Here is a 17,362-nt window from a genome sequence, read left to right on the forward strand (position 1 = left end):
TTGGCGCGACTGCTCACCAACTGAGCAAAAGCGCTGGTTTTACTCGTTACTGCCGTCGTTGGCCGCCTGCCAGCGCTGCAATCGCGCCAGCGGATCCTGGCGGTAAAACGCGCAGAAATGCTGGTAGAGCGCTGGGAAGCGGTTGGCGAGCAGCTCGGGGGCGCTGAAGAAATATTCCGACAGCACGGCAAAACACTCGGCCGGATCGCTGGCAGCGTAGGCATCGATGCTGGCGGCGTCTTCGCCTACCATATCTATTTCGTCCTGAATGCTGTCCATCGCGGCATGCAGATCGTGCTCCCAGGCGGCCACCTCGCGCAGCGGGATCGGTGGAACACCGGTTGCAATGCCGCCATTGCGCATATCCAGCTTATGCACCGCTTCATGCACGATCAGGTTGAAACCGGACATATCGAACGAGTCTTGCACGTCTTGCCAGTTCAGTACGATCGGCCCCTGTTCCCAACTTTGGCCGGACTGCACCACCGGCCCGGAATGCACCAGGCCAATGTCATCCTGCCATTCGTCTTCAACCACGAAAGGCGAAGGATAAAGCAGGATTTCATTGAAACCGTCCAGGCATTCTGCCCCCAGCTCCAACACCGGCAAGGCAAAAAGCAGTGCAATACGTGCCTGCATTTGTGAGGTGAGTGTCAGCCCTTGCAGCGGCACGATACGCTTTTGCTGCATTAACCGTGTCGCAATGGCCACCAGACGCTGTTGCTCATGTTGGTCCAACGGTGATAACAATGGGATCGCCAGCGCATCTTGCCACCGATCCTGTGTTTCTGCCTGAGGGGGATTCGCTTTCCACGGCCATTTAATCATCATGTTGCTCGTAAACTCGTCACTTGAACATTCGGCTGGAGGCTAACACTGTAAAAATGCCGCAAAAAGGGGCATGATAGCAAGCACTTCACGGAGAGATGCCGGAGCGGCTGAACGGACCGGTCTCGAAAACCGGAGTAGGGGCAACTCTACCGGGGGTTCAAATCCCCCTCTCTCCGCCACTTCCTTCTTTACCCGCTTATGTATCTCTTTTTCAATGACGCCTTGATGCCTCGATAAATCCTTCAGCGCGGTTTTGCTGCGCGCCACGTCGTTTCCTGCGGGTAAACCGAGTGGGGAGTACGTTATCACTTGGCCCGTATTCCAGGTAGCGTTTTGCCAGTATGTCTTTCATTTTGTGAGCTAAGTCGTATGACATGGCCGCCGATCGTTTTCTTTTGTTAACGCACCGTCAAAGACGCAATACTCACGCGTTAAAACAGCGACTACTCACTGTTGAAGAACCGGCTGCGGCTGTGAAACGAAGTTCAGCGTCCTCGGCCAGAGAATGGCCGCAGTACGGTGATGATAACCGTAGACGATATCGCCCGCTTGAAGCACTGCCGCCATGTGCCGTGGGCAGTGCAATAAGCGGGCGCGTATCGAGCGTATTACCTGGTGCAGTAAACGCGAGCTTCGCGCGGGGTGTAAATGCCGAAGGTCACGAAGCCGAGCAGACCGTTAACGAAGGTCTGTTGGACTTCGGTACGTACGACTTTGTCAGCCCCACCACACACTGCGGCTGCGTCGATAGTTTTCTTTTGACCAATGCCGGCAACGAAGAAGTGGTGGGTAGTGGTTTGCTGAGGTATTACCGCCGCTTCATTTTTTACGGTGAAGGATTGTTGGGCGCAGCCGGAAACGGCCATCACCAATGTCAGAATAGCAAGTGTTTTTTTCATAAACATCCCTTTTAAAGTAAATAACCCGTTGCAAAGATGACAGTTTTATCAATTTTTACAAGTGGAAATTTTTATACATTAAAGGCGATGTGCAGCGATGGCGCTGCCGAATAGATAAATTCCATTTGATGGTTTCATTGTGGACATTCTGCTAACGAGCCAGGCACGCCGGGTGGCGTAATGCCATGTGCGTCGGGCGGCGCCGCGACGTCAGGCGTCGGTGGCGGCCTCCGCCAGCAGCCAGTCGATAAACGCGCGAACTTCTGGCCGTTTGGCGGCTCCGGGCCGGCTGACGATGTAGTAGGCAAACTTGGCGGGCCATGGCCTGTCCAATACCTGCATTAGACGGCCAGCGGCAATTTCCGAATGTGCATAGGCTTGTGGTATCAGTGCCAGCCCCTGGCTTGCTTGCGCTGCACGGATCAGCAGGAAGTCATCCGCAAAAACGTTGCCTCGTTCGGCGCGAGCATCGTCAACTACGCCCTGGGCGCGTAACCACAGTGGCCAATCGGTACCGTCGCTGTTATGCAGCAACGGATAATCCAGGCAGTCGGCTGGGGCGAGCGGCCGCTGGCCATGATTGAACAGCGACGGCGAGGCGACAGGTATCAGTACCGGTGCCATCAATGGCGTGACGTCCAGCCCCGGATAATCACCCAGTCCATGACGTAGCGCGATATCGACGCGATCGCGTCGCAAGTCTACCAGCGTCGAAGTGGCCTCGATGCGCACTTCAATATGTGGGTAGCGCTGGGTGAAATGCCCCAGACGAGGTACCAGCCAGGATGCGGCAAAGGTCGCCACGGTGCTGACGGTCAGGGTCTGACGACGCTTGAGTGCTTCCAGCGCATCGACCGCCTGGTCGATTTGCTCAAATGCATCGCTGAGTCGCGCATGAACCTCGGCACCGGCCTCGCTCAAACGCATTCCCTGCCGCTGACGTTCGAGCAGCGTCACGCCAAGCCGCTGTTCGAGCAGGCGGATCTGCTGGCTGACCGCACCAGGCGTGACGTGCAGAGCCTGAGCTGCCGCTTTTATGCTGCCACGATGGCCGACTTCAACAAAGGTACGCAAGGCCTGCAACGGGAGGGCGGTCATTTTAGTTTTCCTAATGTTGACGGGCAGAAAGCATCGCTTTACCCCTGTCTGTCCATAGCCGAGAATGCCAAAAGTTTAGTCAATCTAAAAGCATTTAGGAAAGCTAAATATAGGAGGAGGCATGCTGGATCTGTACACCGATAGCTCGCCCAACGGCTTTAAAGTGACCATTGCGCTAGAGGAACTGGCGTTGCCGTATCGCTTGCACCATGTGCGTATTGACGCCGGAGATCATCGTCGGCCAGCGTTTCTGGCGCTAAACCCGCATGGGCGCATTCCTGTCATCACCGACAGCGACAGCGGGGTCGTGCTGTTCGAATCTGCCGCTATTCTGCTCTACCTCGCCGAAAAAACCGGCAAGCTGCTGCCCCGCGATCGCCAGAGCCGCTGGGAGGCAGTCAAATGGCTGCAATTTCACGCCTCGAGCGTTGGGCCTATTCTGGGCCAGCGCGTGCACTTTGAGCTGTTCGCCAGCGAACGCATGCCTGCGGCGATCGAGCGTTACCGGCGCCTGACCGATGAGGCCTTCACGGTGCTGGATCGCCGATTGGCCGATAACGACTTTTTTGCGGGAGACGCCTATTCCATCGCCGATATTGCGCATTTTGGCTGGACGCATATTGCTCGCATCATTGATTTTGACTTCAGCCATCATCGACACTTGAGCAACTGGCACCAGCGTGTCGCTGCGCGGCCAGCCGTTATTGCAGGTATCGCCTTACCCACACCGGCAACCGGTGCATAATCAGGAGCAGGAGCATGCACACCACCGACCTTTTGTCCTCTCTGCACGGCGCGTCGTATCAGGCATTTATTCACCATCCCGGCTATCGACGCATGTTTGCTCCAACGGGGTTAACGCTTGGTATTTTCCTACCGCTGCGCTTTTACCGCGGTGATATGGCCGCCCTCGCAGGGCAGGCGGAGTTGGTGAGTCAGATAGACCGGCAGGGATTTGCCGCCGTTTGGGTAAGGGACGTGCCCCTGTTCTCGCCTGCCTTTGGTGATGCGGGCCAGGTGTTCGATCCCTTTACCTATCTGGCCTTTCTTGCTGCGCGTACCGAAAACGTTGCGTTGGCGACCGGCAGCGCCATTTTTTCTCTACGTCATCCTATCGATCTGGCTAAAGCTGCGGCGACCATCGATCGGCTGTCGGGGGGCCGACTGGTGATGGGCATCGCCTCGGGCGATCGGCCTGGCGAATTTCCCGCCTATGGCCAGGTACACGCCGAGCGCGGTGAACGACTGGTGCAGGCGGTTGCGTATTTTCGCCGGCTGATGCAGCCGGGGCCGTTGGACTTTGCCTCGCCGCTAGGCCAGATAAAGCGGGCGGAAATGTTGCCCAAGCCGGCCACTGGCGCTATCCCGCTGGTGGTTACCGGGTCGTCGGGACAGTCACTGGATTGGATTGCCCGTCATGCGGATGGCTGGCTGACCTATCCCGATACAACGCATGACGCCGCCGGGCCGCGACGGCTGGCCGAGAAGATCCGCGCCTGGCGCACGCTGATCCCGGACGGCGGTTTCCGGCCGCACATGACCAACGAATGGCTGGATCTGAGCGAAGATGCCAACTATCCGCGTACTCCGCAGCAGGGTGGGTTCGTGTTGCGTACCGGCAGAAAGGGGCTGCTGGCGCTGCTGGAAGAGTGGCAGGCGGCGGGAGTCAATCATGCGGCGCTCGGCATTCAATTTTCGTCACGGCCGGCGGCGGAGGTACTCCAGGAACTGGCCGAGGAGGTGCTGCCGCACTTTCCGTCGCACCCTGGGCCGCCGCCGCTTGCGGCAGACTGGTAGCGCCGGGCTAGGGCGCGCGGGTTTGCAGCGTGGTCGGCGCGTATTCCACGTTACGGCCACGCCACGGTAGCGCGCCGGCAAAGCGCCAGGCCCGCTGTATGTCAAAGCGCCAATAGCGTTCCGCCGGGGTGGGGTTTGGCACCGCGTCAGGTTGCCAGACAATCTGCGTTATCCCCTGCAAATGCAGCACATCGCCGCTCTCGAAGTCTGCTAACAGCAGCGCCGCGCGCGGCTCCGCCAGCAAATTTCCCAGCGTGTTCATATAGCGATTGCCGCGAAAGTCAGGTATCCACAGGCTGTGCCGTTCCAGATGCATAAAGCCAGGCAGGCCACCACGGTGGGAGATGTCAACACCGCCTTGTGCCAGTTCAAGGTGCGCGTAGCTGGCGACAAAGCCGGTATCGGCCTGGCGGATCGTTTGCCGCGCGGCGTCGTCCAGTTCAGCCAGATGCTCAATCGCCTGGGAGTGGTTTTGCTGCGCAACCAGCTGCCGCCGCTGAATATACTGCGGGCAGTTGCCAAAGCTTTGCTGCACCTCGATTTCCAGCCGATTCTTGTCCATCCGGCTGACGGTACCGTTGACCCGGTTACGCCGCCGGTTGCTAAAGTCCAGCCCCAGCGCGCCGACCGGTTTACCGGGGTGCAGCGCCGCCTGAGCCGGATCGTCCTCACATCGGGGAGCGCTAATGCGCAGGTGACGGTCATCCGGCGAACGCAAAAAGCCCGGTGGGCCGGTGAACAGCGTTGCCACTGGCCAGCCGTGCGCATCCACCGTGGCAACAAAAAGATAGGGCAGCGCGGCGTAGAACTCGCGGTGCTGATCCGGCATCGTCGGGTAGATCCCCGCGTGCACGCTGTCAAACTGTGCCAGTTGCTGCGCGCGCAGTTCGCCGGGATGGAACAGGGGGTGCGCCATGGTTGTTACCTCGTGGCGGGCAGCGGCAGCGCCGGCATGGCAAAGAAACCGGGCAGTGCCTGAATACGGGCGATCCAACGGCGAATGGCCGGGTAGTCGCCCAGCGAAATCCCGCCCTCGGGCGCCACCGCCAGGTAGCTGTAACAGGCCAGGTCGGCGATGGTTGGCTGCTCGGTGGCCAAATATTCCCGGTGGACAAGGTGCTGCTCGACTTGCGGCAGGAAGCGCTGGGTAATGGCTAACGCTGAGGCATAGTCTTCCGCTACCGCAAACTGATCGATCAGACGGCAGGAGGCCGGTCCGTAGCGCACTTCACCAGCGGCATGGGACAGCCAGACCTGCACCTGCGCCGCCGCCTGCGGCTGTTCCGGCAGCCAGTGGCTGTCTGGTGCATAGCGCTTCACCAGATAGGTCATGATGGCATTGCTGTCTGGCAGTGCAAAATCGCCGTCGACCAGCAGCGGGACTTGTCCGAGCGGGTTCAGTTGGCGATAGGCATCGCTGTGGCGCACCTCCGCTGGCGCATCGATAAATTCATACGGTAGATTGAGCATCTTCAACAGCAGCGTGACGCGGTGAACATGGCCGGAAAGCGGCGTGCCGTACAGTTTCAAGTGTTGCATAATCGATCTCCCAGTTATCCAGCCTACAGAATACTCTTGCGATTACCGAAGAGAATCCGGCAATGTAGCAATTGATAATTTCATAAGGTGGAAGAATCAATGGATCGTTTGGATGAGCTGGCCATTTTTGTGGCGGTAGTACAGCACGGCAGCCTGGCGGCGGCGGCGCGTAAATTGCGGCGTTCTGCACCGGCGGTCACCCGCGCGCTCGCCTCGCTGGAGCAGCGCGTTGGCGCGCGGCTGGTAGAGCGGACTACACGGCGACTGGCGCCGACCGAGGCCGGCATTCGCCTGGCCGAACGGGCGCGCACGCTACTCGGCGATTACCAGCAGGCGGTGCTGGATAGCGTGCCGACGCAGCTAAGCGGCCTGCTGCGCATTACTGCGCCGGTACAGTTTGGTCGTAAGCACGTTGCGCCGATCGTGATGGCATTTCTCGACCAGTATCCGCAAATCCAGCTTGAGATGATGCTCAATGACCGCAATCTGGATTTGATCGATGAAGGCCTGGACATTGCCGTGCGCATCGGTCAACAGCACGATTCCAGCCGGGTGGCACGGCATTTGGGCTGGGTTCGTCGGATGACTGTCGCCAGCCCGGACTACCTGGCACGGCGCGGTGAACCGTTGGATCCGGCTCAGTTGGCCGAGCATGACACCATTGTTGGCACCCAGCACGGGGCGTTGGGTGAATGGCGCTTCGGTGCGCATGAAAACCGCGAGCGGGTGCGGCTGACGCCGCGTTTGCTGCTCAACGACGTCGAAAGCCAACTGTTGGCCGCGCGCGCCGGCAAGGGCATCGCCCGACTCTTGTCGTACCAGGTGGCGGATGACCTGGCGGCCGGCAGCCTGGTGCGGGTGCTGACGCCATTTGAACCGCACGCGGTGCCGGTCCAGCTGGTGGCAAATCATGTGCAGCAGATGCCGTTAAAAGTGCGCACCTTTTGGGATTTTGCCTTTGCTCACCTCAGCCAATTACCGCATATTGCGTAATAGTCATATTGTGCTGACAGCGTTAAAAAGTTTCACTGGTAAAACTTATCCTAATAAAAAAATAATTTGTATTAACCGTCACGCATTGCTGACATTCCAAAGTTGACAACAATTTGGCCGGTTGCTAATAGTTAAGCCATATCTTAAATAATAAACAAAGTTTAATATATGAAACCATTGGCAGGGGATTATGATAATAGCGCGACGGTGGATGATGAGGCTGAAATTCTGGCCTCGTTCCAGCAGCGTAGCCAGGCCGTTTATCAGCAGGTTAACCACATAAGGAACATTCCTTATGGAAAATTACCTCGGCAAACTTTTGATTGGTTATTTTCCGGTACGCCTGGCACCGGCACAATTATTTTTATTCACGGTGGTTATTGGCAATGCTGCAATAAAGAGGATTTTGCGTTTATTGCCGAGGTGCCGCTGGCCTTGGGTTATGATCTGCTGCTGGTGGAATATACCCTGGCGCCACAGGCCACGCTGACGGCTATCTGTCAGGAAATAGGCATGGCACTGGCGGCCATTGAGCTACAGCTGGATTTACGCAGGCGGCGTGGGCCGGTATTTTTGGCCGGCCATTCTGCTGGCGGACAACTGGCCGCCTATTGGCAGCAGCATCCGTTGGTCGATCACGTCTTTCCCATCAGCGGTATTTTCGAACTGGAACCGCTATTGACCACTTACGTTAACCAGCGTTTGCAGCTGACCGACCAGGAAATCGCTGCGCTTAGCCCGCTGCGCAACCTCCCGGCTGCGGCGAAGCCAATGACGCTGTTTTACGGCGCGGCGGAGCGGCCGGAGCTTATTGCCCAGAGCGAGCACTATCACGCTGCGCTATGTCGGCGGCAGGCTCCGGTAACGCGCGTCGCGCTCGCCGGGGCCAACCATTACACCGTTCTGGACGCGCTGTTCGGCACCGACGGGGCGTTGATCCATGCACTCACAGCCGAGGGAAACAACCGATGAGAACCATAGTGGAAACCGGCCTGCCAGACATAGGCCAGCCTTTTTCATGGGCGACGCGCAGCGGCGGCATGCTGTTTACCGCCCACGGGCCGGTGCGACCCGACGGCAGTATTGAAACCGGCCCGGCAGAAAAACAGATCGCCCTGACGTTCGATAACCTGGCGCAAACGCTGCGTGCCGCCAATAGTCACAGCGATAACGTTTTGCAGGTCATTATTTATCTTACGGACGTGAACGATGTCCGATTACTGGACGAAATATATAAACGCTATTTTAATTACCCTTATCCAAATCGCTCGACGGTTATTGTCGACAAACTGGTGGTGCCAGGCATGAAAATAGAAATTACCGTCAGCGCTGCCGCATAAATATATTAGCCGTAAAATAAACTCACTTGCCGGCCCATTTATTAATGGGCTAAGGATAGCTATGTTCAAAAATATTCAATCTTCGGCTGCCGATCCGATTATGTCATTAATGGAAGCGTATTTGCAGGATGCCAATCCTCATAAAGTCAATTTGGGAATTGGCTTATATTATGACGAGTGGGGGAATATTCCGCTGATGCGGGCAGTACAGCAGGCGGAACGGCGACTGCTGGACGCGGGCCAGCCGCATGGCTACCCGCCGATCGAGGGCAGCGCGCCGTTTGCGCATCAGGTGCAGGCGTTGCTGCTGGGGGCCGACACCGTCGGCGACTCGCGCCATTTGGCCACGGTACAGACCGTTGGTGGCTCCGGTGCGCTGAAGCTGGCGGCGGATTTTCTCAGCCACTATCTGTCACGGCGTGAAATCTGGGTATCGGACCCGACCTGGGCCAACCACTGGGCAATTTTTGGCGGCGCAGGTTTACGGGTGAACGCCTACCCCTACTTTGATAACGACAGCGGCGAGCTGCGCTTTGCCGAGATGCTGGAGACGCTCGGCGCGTTGCCTGCCGGTACAGTGGTATTGCTGCATCCTTGTTGCCACAATCCAACCGGCACCGATCTCAGCCAGGCGCAGTGGCGAGCGACTATCGAGGTGATGCAGCAGCGTCGTCTGTTGCCGCTGTTTGACCTGGCCTATCAGGGATTTGGCGGCGGGCTGGAGGAAGATGGCTACGCACTGCGCGAAACGTTGAAAACCGATCTGGACTTCCTCATTTGCAACTCGTTCTCCAAAAACGTGGCGCTGTACGGCCAACGGCTGGGGGCGTTGACGGTATGCTGCCGCAACGCCGCTGACGCGGCCAACGTCAAGGGGGCGCTGAAGACGCTGATCCGCCGCAGCTATTCCTGCCCACCGACCCACGGCAGCCAGATTGTCGAAACGCTGCTGGCCGACCCCGCGCTGCGCCGCATGTGGCAAGACGAACTGGACGCCATGCGTCAACGCATCCGCCAGATGCGGCTGCAACTGGCCAGTGGGCTGGAGCGGGGTGGTTCTACGCTGGACTATCGCCGCATCCGTGATTGCCACGGCATGTTCAGCTATACCGGTTTGCAACCCCGGCAGCTTGACGAACTGCGCCACCGCTACGCCATCTATCTGGTCGAGCCGGGCCGTATGTGCTTGCCAGGCCTGAACCCGGCCAATATTGACTATGTGACCAGCGCCATCCTTGATGTTACCCGCAGCGCGTGAAAAAGGTAGGGCCATGATGAAAGACCAGAAACGTTTTGATGCCATTGCCCAGCGGCAGGGCGGTTTGAAGCAGCAGCTTACCGCCGCGCAAATGACCATGCTGGCGATTGGCGGTGCGATCGGTACCGGGCTGTTCCTCGGCAGCGCCTACGCCATCCAGATGGCAGGGCCGAGCGTGCTGTTGAGCTATTTTATTGGCGGTGTCATCGCGTTGCTGCTGATGGGCTGCCTGGCAGAAATGACCTCCGAACACCCAACGCCCGGTTCGTTCGGCGATTATGCCGAATTTTATCTCAGCCCGATGTGCGGATTTCTCGTGCGCTATTCGTACTGGTCGTGCGTGGTGCTGGCGGTCGGCACCGAAGTCACCGCCATCGGGATGTATATGCAGTTCTGGTTCCCAGCCACGCCGGTCTGGCCGTGGGTGCTGCTGTTTTCCGCTGCGGTGGTCGTGATTAACGTTATCGGCGTGAAGTGGTTCGGTCAGGTCGAATACGCTCTGTCGACCATCAAGGTGCTGGCGATCGCCGCCTTCATCGTGATTGGCATCGGCATTCTGGCGTTTTCCGCCAACCCTACCTTTGGCCTGCGCAATTTTACCGCCGGGGGCGGCTTCTTCCCGTTTGGCCTTACCGGCATGTGGTTTGCGGTTATCGTTTCAATTTTCAGCTATCTGAGCATCGAGATGATCGCCGTTGCCGCCGGCGAAGCCCGCAACCCGGTAGTCGCGGTAAAATCGGCGTTCAAGGGCACCATTCTGCGGCTGTTTATCTTTTACATGCTGTCTATCGCCCTGATGCTGGCGATCGTACCGTGGCGACAGTCGGGCACCTCGGAGAGCCCGTTCCTGGTGGCGATGAACGTGATACACCTGCCGGCGGCCGGCGGTATTTTCAACTTTATCGTGCTGATAGCCGCGCTGTCAGCGATGAACAGCCAACTGTATATCACCACTCGCATGATGTTTTCGCTGTCTCGTGCCGGGCAGGCTCCGGCGGCGCTCGGGCGGGTCAGCAAGCGCGGGATTCCGGTCAATGCGCTGGCGATGTCATGCATTGGCATCGTGGTGTCAATCGTGTTGAGCGTGGCTTACCCGGAAAAGTCCTTCGCCGCCATGATGTCGATCTCGGTGTACGGTGCCTGCTTTACCTGGCTGATGATTTTTGTCACCCACCTGTTTTTCCGCCGCCGCCATCGGCAAACGCACCTGAAGTTCCGCATGTGGGGCTTTCCGTATACTACATTGGCCGGGGCCGGGTTGATGACCGCGCTGATGGTTTCCACGGCGTTTACCGACTTCTTCCACATGACGCTGTGGTTTGGCATCCCGTTCACGCTGCTGCTGATTGCGGCCTACGTCTGCTACGCGCGTCAGGCGCCGCTGCCGGCGGCGTCGCCCGAGGTCTCGCGTGACGCTAACGGTACGCCATAGCGGAACCGGTCAGCGCGCGGATTACAATTGGCTCTTCGGCACCAGCGCGTCGCCGAAGGTCAGGCGTTGGCGGCCCGGCTCTTCTTCACTGAGCGGGGCTACTTCGCGCAAAGAGCGCTTGCAGCGGCCGACCAGATCCTGATACTCCCGCGTACCGGTGCGCTTCCAGCCTAGCTCTTGTTCGGTCAACTCGCGCACTACGCGCGCCGGGCTGCCCACCACCAGTTTATTGGCGGCGATGTCTGCGGCGGCCTTGATAAAGGAGCAGGCGCCGACGATGGTGTTTTCACCCACGATCGCGCCGTCCATCACTACCGCATTCATGCCGACCATGGCGTTACGGCCGACGCGGCAACCGTGCAGAATAGCGCCGTGGCCAATATGGCCGTCCTGTTCCACCACCGTATCCTGTTGCGGAAAGCCATGCATTACGCAGTTGTCCTGAATATTGGCACCGTCGTGCACCACGATACGGCCAAAATCGCCGCGCAGGCTGGCATTCGGGCCGATATAGACGTTTTTGCCGACGATCACGTCGCCAATCAGCACCGCTGTAGGGTGAACATAACTGCTGGGATCGACGACCGGCGTCAAACCGTCAATTTGATACACAGGCATGGCTAAAGCTCCTTAAAGCGTAACGTTATCGCGCGGCAAGCCGCCAAAGCGACGGTAATAACCTGCGCCGGGGGCCGGCAGGGCACCGATGGTAGTTTCCGCCAGTGCGCTGACATAGTCGGTGGCGGCACGGTCGACGCGCTGATAAATATTGATGCACAGGTTGCGGGCGATCTGGCCTTCCCACTGGGTTGGCAGTAATGCATCGGGCAACAGCGGGTCTTTCAGCACCACGCGACGGAAGAAATGAATCAATAATAGCTTAATCTGAAAGCATCGCTGCGGTGTCAGCACGCTATCGTCGGCGTCGCGCAACAGCGCCATCAGCGGCCGGAAAGAGACGATAAACTCATGATAATGGCCCGCCACCGCATCCAGCGACCAGCAGTCGGCCACCAGTTGGCGCAGCTGGTGCGCCGAACGGTCATAGGGATAATCGGCGCGGAAGTAAATCACCCGTTCGCTGGCGTTCAGCTCGCCAAGCAGCGCCGGGACGTCGGTTTGCGCGTGGGTCGGCGCGGCCATCAGGTTGTTGGCAATCTGGCCAAAACCCAGCCAGCCCAGTTCCTTGCGCAGCCGTGCGCGTTCGCTTTTATCTGCCGTTTCCAACAACAGCAGTTCCCATTTTCCGTCCCATTCGGGCTGTTCGCTAAGGTATATCTTTGATTCGGCGTGGCGAAACTGGCGCATACCCTGATCGGTAACGCGGTAATAGCTGCGTCGGCCAATCTTTTCCACATCCAGCCAGCCCTCTTTTTGCAGACGGAACACCGAGGTGCGTACGAAACGATCGCCAAAACCCAGCGATTCCAGCAGTGCGCTCAGACTGCCGAGCCACAGTTCGCCGCCACGGTGGCTGAGTGCATCACCATATAATGAAATGATCAGTGAGGTGCCGCTGATGGGTTGGGCGTCGAGAGCCTGATGGATAAATTCATCCAGTTTATGTTCCATATTTTCCCACGGGTTAGCCAACGGTGAAGCACAACATTAGCATAAAGCCGGGCCGCGGCAACCGCTTCCCCTTGCCACCACGGCGGCAAGGGGAAGCGGCCTGTCAGCGTGGTCGCAGATCGACCACCCGTTGGGCTTTGCCTTCCGAACGCGGGATATCCCCGCAGTTGGCGATGCTGACATCGGTGCTGACGCCGATAATCGACTTGATGTGGTGGCGCAGCTGATGGCAGATATCGCAGCGTTGCTGATGGCTCAGGCTGAGCGCCGTCTCCTTCAGCTCGACGCGCACCGCCAGCGTATCAAGGTGCCCGGCGCGGCTCACCTGCAGCTGGTAATGCGGCGATAGATGTTCGAACTGCATAATCTGTTCTTCCACCTGTGACGGGAACACGTTCACGCCGCGAATAATCAGCATGTCATCCGAGCGGCCGGTAATTTTGCCCATGCGCCGCATCTGGCGGGCATCACCCGGCATCAGGCGGGTAAGATCGCGGGTACGATAGCGGATCACCGGCAACGCCTCTTTGCTCAGGGTGGTGAACACCAGTTCGCCGTGCTGGCCGTCTGGCAGGCAGTTGCCATTATCCGGATCGATGATTTCCGGCAGGAAGTGATCTTCCCAAATGGTCGGTCCGCCGCCGCTTTCCGCACATTCCATTGCCACACCGGGCCCCATCACCTCCGACAGGCCGTAGATATCCAGCGCTTTGATCCCCAGCCGGTTTTCAATTTCATGGCGCAGTGATTCGGTCCAGGGTTCGGCGCCGAAGATGCCGATGCGCAGCGAACACCCCCGCGCGTCGCCGCCCAGTTTGCGTTCCAGCTCGTCAATCAGCGTCAGGCAATAGGACGGCGTAACCATGATTACGTCGGGTTTGAAATCCAGGATCAACTGCGCCTGTTTTTCGGTCTGACCGCCGGACATCGGGATCACCGTGGCGCCCAGCCGTTCGGCGCCATAATGCGCCCCCAGGCCGCCGGTAAACAGCCCGTAGCCGTAGGCGACGTGCACCTTGTCCCGTGCCGTGGCGCCCGCGGCCCGTAGGCTGCGAGCGACGATATCAGCCCAGTTGTCGATGTCGCGCTGGGTGTAGCCGACCACCGTTGGCCGGCCGGTGGTGCCCGAGGAAGCGTGAATGCGAACTATCTGTTCCATCGGCACCGCAAAGGTATCGAACGGATAATTGTCGCGCAGATCCTGTTTGGTGGTGTAGGGGAACAGTGCAATATCGCCAAGCTGTTGCAGATCGTTCGGGTGGACGCCGGCCTGATCGAACTTGCGTCGATACATTGGCACGTTTTCATAGGCGTGCTGCAGGGTCCACTTCAGACGTTGCAGCTGCAGCGCTTCGATCTCATCGCGCGAGGCGAACTCGATCGCGTCCAGGGGCTGGGGATTGATTGTCATTGTTGTTGCCTCAATCTTTAGACACGCTCAATAATCATGGCGATGCCCTGGCCTACGCCGATGCACATGGTGCACAACGCGTAGCGACCGGCTCGCCGTTCCAGTTCAAACATCGCGGCCAGCGCCAGACGCGCGCCGCTCATGCCCAACGGATGACCGAGGGCGATGGCGCCGCCGTTGGGGTTTACCTGCTCGGCGTCGTCCGGCAGGCCGAGCTGGCGCAGTACCGCCAGGGCCTGAGCGGCGAACGCTTCGTTGAGTTCAATTACGTCCATTTGCGCCAGGCTCAGCCCGGCGATTTCCAAGACCTTGCGCGTCGCCGGCAGCGGACCGATACCCATCAGGCGTGGTTCGACGCCGCAGGTGGCGGTGGCGACAATGCGCGCGCGCGGCGTCAGCCCCTGCTGTATGGCCATCGCCTCGGAGGCTACCAGCAGTGCCGCCGCGCCGTCGTTAAGGCCAGAGGCGTTGCCGGCGGTCACGCTGCCAGGCTGGCGAAACGGTGTTTTCAGCGCCTGCAGCTGCACCAGAGTGGTGTCTGCGCGTGGGTGCTGGTCCTGGTCAAAAAGGCTTAGCGCGCCTTTTTTGTCGCTGATGCTCACCGGTACGATTTGCTGGGCCAGTATGCCGGCGGCCTGCGCGCGAGCGGTGCGCTGCTGGCTACGCAACGCAAAGGCATCCTGATCGGCGCGGCTGATGGAGAACTGCGCCGCGACGTTTTCGGCGGTTTCCGGCATGGAGTCGGTGCCGAACCGCTGCTGCATCAACGGGTTGACGAAACGCCAGCCGAGCGTGGTGTCATACAGCTGCGCCTGGCGGCTGAAGGCGCTGTCGGCCTTGCCCATCACCAGCGGCGCACGGGTCATCGATTCGGCGCCGCCGGCCATCACCAGTCCGGCTTCGCCGGATTTGATACTGCGTGCCGCCATTGCCAGCGCATCCAGCCCGGAGCCGCACAGGCGGTTGACGGTGGTACCGGAAACGCTTTGTGGCAATCCGGCCAGCAGTGCCGCCATGCGCGCCAGATTGCGGTTGTCTTCGCCGGCCTGATTGGCGCAGCCGAGGATCACGTCGTCAACCCGCGCCCAGTCCAACCGGGGGTAACGCTCCATCAAGGCGCGCAGCGGCAGCGCGGCCAGATCGTCGGCGCGTACCGTCGCCAACGCGCCGCCGTAGCGGCCAATCGGCGTGCGCACGCCATCACAGATAAACGCCTGACTCATGATTGTTCCTCCAGAATGCGATGGCCAAGGCGATGTGCGCGACCGCGGAACCAGGCGACGGTTTTGCCCCGCTGGTTGACGATCTGCACGTCGTACAGGCCGCCGGTTTGGCCTTGATGGCGCACTTCGGCGCAGGCGGTCAGCCGGTCACCGGCCAGCGCCGGGCGGATAAAGTCAATGCTGCAACCGGCGGCGACCGCCGCCAGCCCCTGGCTATTGCAGGCGTAGGCAAATGCGGTATCGGCCAGGCTGAACAGCTGACCACCGTGACAGGTCTGATGGCCGTTGAGCATCTGTGGGCCGACCACCATACTGACCTGGGCAAAGCCGCAATCAACGGCGTCTAGCGTCATGCCCATCGCTTGCGCGCAGGTATCCTGTTGGTACATGTGTTCGGCACAGCGTTGTGCCAGATCGCGGGGAGTCATGGCGTTCATTGGCTTTCTCCTGACGGCAGAGCGGCGTGTTGAGTGGCAAGGTGGCGAAGCAACGGCATTGGCCGGTAGCGTGGCTCAAGATAGAAACGGTGCAGGTTTTCCAGCGTCGCCAGTATCTGCGGCCAGCCGAGCGCGGCACCCCAGGCCAGCGGTCCGCGCGGGTAGTTGACACCGAACAGCATGGCGTTGTCGGTATCGGCGGCGCTGGCTACACCCTTGTTCACCACGTCAAGCGCCTCGTTGGCCAGCATTGCGACGGTGCGCATCACCAGTAGTCCAGGATAATCCGGTAGGTCGATAACACGCTTGCCCAGCGTTTGCAGCAGGTGAATCACTTTGGCGTTGTCCTGCGGACGGTTCTGTGGCGCGCTGGCCAGGGTGAAAGTCGGCGCGTGCCGGTAATTGGCGGACAGATCGAACAGCACCACCGGCGTGCCGAGCCGTTCTGCCATCTGGCCCGCAGTTTTACCATTTGTTAACATAAATGTAACTTCATCAACCGTAGCAAACGGGCTGGTCTGGCCGGGTTGTTTGACCGCGTCCGCATTTTCCTGCAGCAGGGCAGCCAGCTCCGGCAGCGACGACCAGTCGCCATGCAGCGTTACCCGGGGTAGCGACGCGGCGCCTACCGGCTCGGCATATCGTGCTGCCGGATTGAGACTTTCATCATCGTAGCGATAAAAACCGCGCCCGCTTTTACGTCCCAGATGTCCGGCGCTGACCCGCTCCTGTTGCAGCAGCGAAGGGCTGAAGCGGCCGTCATGAAAGAACGCCTGAAATACCGATTGGGTAACGGCAAAGTTGACGTCCTGGCCAATCAGATCGGTGAGTTGCAACGGCCCCATGGCAAAGCCACCGGCGTCACGCATGGCAGCGTCCAGCGTCGCCACGCCGGCAATCTGCTCCTCTAATGCCCGCAGCGTTTCGGCGTAGAACGGTCGGGCGACGCGATTGACGATAAACCCCGGCGTCGAGCGACACTGCACCGGCTGTTTGCCCCAGTGTCGCGCCAACGTGTCGAGCCGGCGCAGGGTAGTGGCATCGGTCTCCAGACCGGCGACGATTTCCACCAGCTTCATCAGCGGCGCCGGGTTGAAGAAATGCATGCCGGCCATGCGCTGCGGATGGCGTAGCACGCTGGCGATGGCGGTGATGGACAACGAGGAGGTATTACTGGCAAACAGCGTGTCGTGGGTGCAGATCGTTTCCAGATCGCGGAACAGGCTTTGCTTGATCTCCAGCTGTTCCGCCACCGCTTCGATCACCAACCCGCAGTCGGCCAGTTGGTCGAGCGAGGTGGCAATGCTGATATTGGCCAGCAGCCGTTCACTGTCGGTGCGTTGCGCCTTGCCGGCCTCCACTCGGCGGCGCAGGCGTTGGCCTAACGTCTCCAGCGCCCGCACCGCTGCGGGCTGGGCAATATCAAACAGTTTGACCGGATGCCCGGCGGAGGCGGCCAGTTGGGCGATACCAATGCCCATGGTACCGGCGCCAATTACTGCCAGTGGCCGGTGAAGCAGGGGAGCGTTCAT

Annotated in this window: 18 protein-coding genes and 1 tRNA gene; 8 read left to right on the forward strand and 11 right to left on the reverse strand. The window is 59.6% G+C overall.

The window, feature by feature from the left end:
- Positions 1-39: 39 nt before the first annotated feature.
- Positions 40-828 carry a DgsA anti-repressor MtfA gene (mtfA, locus tag NYE85_RS12780; protein WP_259006316.1) on the reverse strand — a complete coding sequence of 263 codons (789 nt, stop codon included), beginning with the start codon at positions 826-828 and terminating at the stop codon, positions 40-42.
- A 92-nt stretch (positions 829-920) separates the two neighbouring features.
- Here mtfA and NYE85_RS12785 point away from each other — a divergent pair.
- Positions 921-1,010: transfer RNA gene (locus NYE85_RS12785), tRNA-Ser, on the forward strand.
- A gap of 429 nt (positions 1,011-1,439) precedes the next feature.
- Here NYE85_RS12785 and NYE85_RS12790 read toward each other — a convergent pair.
- Together NYE85_RS12790 and NYE85_RS12795 are read right to left on the reverse strand one after the other, a co-directional pair.
- Positions 1,440-1,730 carry a Bor family protein gene (locus NYE85_RS12790; RefSeq protein WP_259005141.1) on the reverse strand — a complete coding sequence of 97 codons (291 nt, stop codon included), beginning with the start codon at positions 1,728-1,730 and terminating at the stop codon, positions 1,440-1,442.
- A 210-nt stretch (positions 1,731-1,940) separates the two neighbouring features.
- On the reverse strand, positions 1,941-2,828 hold the full coding sequence (locus NYE85_RS12795) for a LysR substrate-binding domain-containing protein (RefSeq protein ID WP_259005142.1): 888 nt from the start codon (positions 2,826-2,828) through the stop codon (positions 1,941-1,943).
- A gap of 121 nt (positions 2,829-2,949) precedes the next feature.
- On the opposite strand from NYE85_RS12795, the gene NYE85_RS12800 reads away from it, so the two are divergent.
- Entirely contained in the window at positions 2,950-3,573 is a 624-nt protein-coding gene (locus tag NYE85_RS12800; protein WP_259005144.1) for a glutathione S-transferase family protein, read from the forward strand.
- A 14-nt stretch (positions 3,574-3,587) separates the two neighbouring features.
- Complete coding sequence (locus NYE85_RS12805; RefSeq protein WP_259005145.1) at positions 3,588-4,625, forward strand: LLM class oxidoreductase; 1,038 nt, start codon at positions 3,588-3,590, stop codon at positions 4,623-4,625.
- Positions 4,626-4,632: 7 nt separating this feature from the next.
- Here NYE85_RS12805 and NYE85_RS12810 read toward each other — a convergent pair whose 3' ends face one another.
- Together NYE85_RS12810 and NYE85_RS12815 are read right to left on the reverse strand one after the other, a co-directional pair.
- Positions 4,633-5,541: a pyridoxamine 5'-phosphate oxidase family protein gene (locus NYE85_RS12810; RefSeq protein WP_259005146.1), complete on the reverse strand. Its 909-nt coding sequence runs from the start codon at positions 5,539-5,541 to the stop codon at positions 4,633-4,635.
- 5 nt (positions 5,542-5,546) lie between these two features.
- Positions 5,547-6,164: a glutathione S-transferase gene (locus NYE85_RS12815; protein WP_259005147.1), complete on the reverse strand. Its 618-nt coding sequence runs from the start codon at positions 6,162-6,164 to the stop codon at positions 5,547-5,549.
- Between the two features lie 99 nt (positions 6,165-6,263).
- Here NYE85_RS12815 and NYE85_RS12820 point away from each other — a divergent pair, with 99 nt between their 5' ends.
- The 5 genes from NYE85_RS12820 (at position 6,264) to NYE85_RS12840 (ending at position 11,187) form a co-directional block, all read left to right on the forward strand.
- Positions 6,264-7,157, forward strand: a complete 894-nt coding sequence (locus NYE85_RS12820) for a LysR family transcriptional regulator (protein ID WP_259005148.1) — start codon at positions 6,264-6,266, stop codon at positions 7,155-7,157.
- 168 nt (positions 7,158-7,325) lie between these two features.
- Positions 7,326-8,129, forward strand: coding sequence for an alpha/beta hydrolase (locus NYE85_RS12825; protein WP_259005149.1), 804 nt, complete (start codon positions 7,326-7,328; stop codon positions 8,127-8,129).
- Complete coding sequence (locus tag NYE85_RS12830) at positions 8,126-8,497, forward strand: RidA family protein (protein ID WP_259005150.1); 372 nt, start codon at positions 8,126-8,128, stop codon at positions 8,495-8,497. The genes NYE85_RS12825 and NYE85_RS12830 overlap by 4 nt, the downstream gene beginning before the upstream one ends.
- A gap of 61 nt (positions 8,498-8,558) precedes the next feature.
- The gene (locus tag NYE85_RS12835) at positions 8,559-9,755 is read left to right on the forward strand and encodes an amino acid aminotransferase (protein WP_259005151.1); all 1,197 of its coding nucleotides are present in this window, start codon (positions 8,559-8,561) and stop codon (positions 9,753-9,755) included.
- A gap of 16 nt (positions 9,756-9,771) precedes the next feature.
- Positions 9,772-11,187, forward strand: coding sequence for an amino acid permease (locus tag NYE85_RS12840; RefSeq protein WP_259006317.1), 1,416 nt, complete (start codon positions 9,772-9,774; stop codon positions 11,185-11,187).
- A gap of 21 nt (positions 11,188-11,208) precedes the next feature.
- On the opposite strand, the gene paaY is transcribed toward NYE85_RS12840, so the two are convergent.
- The 6 genes from paaY to NYE85_RS12870 form a co-directional block, all read right to left on the reverse strand.
- Positions 11,209-11,805 (reverse strand): phenylacetic acid degradation protein PaaY, encoded by a 597-nt coding sequence (paaY, locus tag NYE85_RS12845; RefSeq protein WP_259005152.1) that lies wholly within the window; start codon positions 11,803-11,805, stop codon positions 11,209-11,211.
- A gap of 12 nt (positions 11,806-11,817) precedes the next feature.
- Positions 11,818-12,759, reverse strand: a complete 942-nt coding sequence (paaX, locus tag NYE85_RS12850) for a phenylacetic acid degradation operon negative regulatory protein PaaX (RefSeq protein WP_259005154.1) — start codon at positions 12,757-12,759, stop codon at positions 11,818-11,820.
- Between the two features lie 103 nt (positions 12,760-12,862).
- A complete protein-coding gene (gene paaK, locus NYE85_RS12855; RefSeq protein ID WP_259005155.1) occupies positions 12,863-14,170 on the reverse strand; it encodes a phenylacetate--CoA ligase PaaK in 1,308 nt (435 codons plus the stop codon).
- Positions 14,171-14,187: 17 nt separating this feature from the next.
- A complete protein-coding gene (pcaF, locus tag NYE85_RS12860; RefSeq protein WP_259005156.1) occupies positions 14,188-15,393 on the reverse strand; it encodes a 3-oxoadipyl-CoA thiolase in 1,206 nt (401 codons plus the stop codon).
- On the reverse strand, positions 15,390-15,830 hold the full coding sequence (gene paaI, locus NYE85_RS12865) for a hydroxyphenylacetyl-CoA thioesterase PaaI (RefSeq protein ID WP_259005157.1): 441 nt from the start codon (positions 15,828-15,830) through the stop codon (positions 15,390-15,392). Before paaI ends, pcaF begins: the two co-directional genes overlap by 4 nt.
- The gene (locus NYE85_RS12870; protein WP_259005158.1) at positions 15,827-17,362 is read right to left on the reverse strand and encodes a 3-hydroxyacyl-CoA dehydrogenase; all 1,536 of its coding nucleotides are present in this window, start codon (positions 17,360-17,362) and stop codon (positions 15,827-15,829) included. The genes paaI and NYE85_RS12870 overlap by 4 nt, the downstream gene beginning before the upstream one ends.

This window comes from Serratia sp. AKBS12, assembly GCF_024793895.1.
In the GTDB taxonomy this organism is placed as follows: Bacteria; Pseudomonadota; Gammaproteobacteria; order Enterobacterales; family Enterobacteriaceae; genus Serratia_F.

Coding starts and splice junctions, on each gene's coding strand:
- mtfA (WP_259006316.1), bottom strand. CDS start 828: ATGATTAAATGGCCGTGGAAAGCGAATCCCCCTCAGGCAGAAACACAG.
- NYE85_RS12790 (WP_259005141.1), bottom strand. CDS start 1,730: ATGAAAAAAACACTTGCTATTCTGACATTGGTGATGGCCGTTTCCGGC.
- NYE85_RS12795 (WP_259005142.1), bottom strand. CDS start 2,828: ATGACCGCCCTCCCGTTGCAGGCCTTGCGTACCTTTGTTGAAGTCGGC.
- NYE85_RS12800 (WP_259005144.1), top strand. CDS start 2,950: ATGCTGGATCTGTACACCGATAGCTCGCCCAACGGCTTTAAAGTGACC.
- NYE85_RS12805 (WP_259005145.1), top strand. CDS start 3,588: ATGCACACCACCGACCTTTTGTCCTCTCTGCACGGCGCGTCGTATCAG.
- NYE85_RS12810 (WP_259005146.1), bottom strand. CDS start 5,541: ATGGCGCACCCCCTGTTCCATCCCGGCGAACTGCGCGCGCAGCAACTG.
- NYE85_RS12815 (WP_259005147.1), bottom strand. CDS start 6,164: ATGCAACACTTGAAACTGTACGGCACGCCGCTTTCCGGCCATGTTCAC.
- NYE85_RS12820 (WP_259005148.1), top strand. CDS start 6,264: ATGGATCGTTTGGATGAGCTGGCCATTTTTGTGGCGGTAGTACAGCAC.
- NYE85_RS12825 (WP_259005149.1), top strand. CDS start 7,326: ATGAAACCATTGGCAGGGGATTATGATAATAGCGCGACGGTGGATGAT.
- NYE85_RS12830 (WP_259005150.1), top strand. CDS start 8,126: ATGAGAACCATAGTGGAAACCGGCCTGCCAGACATAGGCCAGCCTTTT.
- NYE85_RS12835 (WP_259005151.1), top strand. CDS start 8,559: ATGTTCAAAAATATTCAATCTTCGGCTGCCGATCCGATTATGTCATTA.
- NYE85_RS12840 (WP_259006317.1), top strand. CDS start 9,772: ATGAAAGACCAGAAACGTTTTGATGCCATTGCCCAGCGGCAGGGCGGT.
- paaY (WP_259005152.1), bottom strand. CDS start 11,805: ATGCCTGTGTATCAAATTGACGGTTTGACGCCGGTCGTCGATCCCAGC.
- paaX (WP_259005154.1), bottom strand. CDS start 12,759: ATGGAACATAAACTGGATGAATTTATCCATCAGGCTCTCGACGCCCAA.
- paaK (WP_259005155.1), bottom strand. CDS start 14,170: ATGACAATCAATCCCCAGCCCCTGGACGCGATCGAGTTCGCCTCGCGC.
- pcaF (WP_259005156.1), bottom strand. CDS start 15,393: ATGAGTCAGGCGTTTATCTGTGATGGCGTGCGCACGCCGATTGGCCGC.
- paaI (WP_259005157.1), bottom strand. CDS start 15,830: ATGAACGCCATGACTCCCCGCGATCTGGCACAACGCTGTGCCGAACAC.
- NYE85_RS12870 (WP_259005158.1), bottom strand. CDS start 17,362: ATGAACGCTCCCCTGCTTCACCGGCCACTGGCAGTAATTGGCGCCGGT.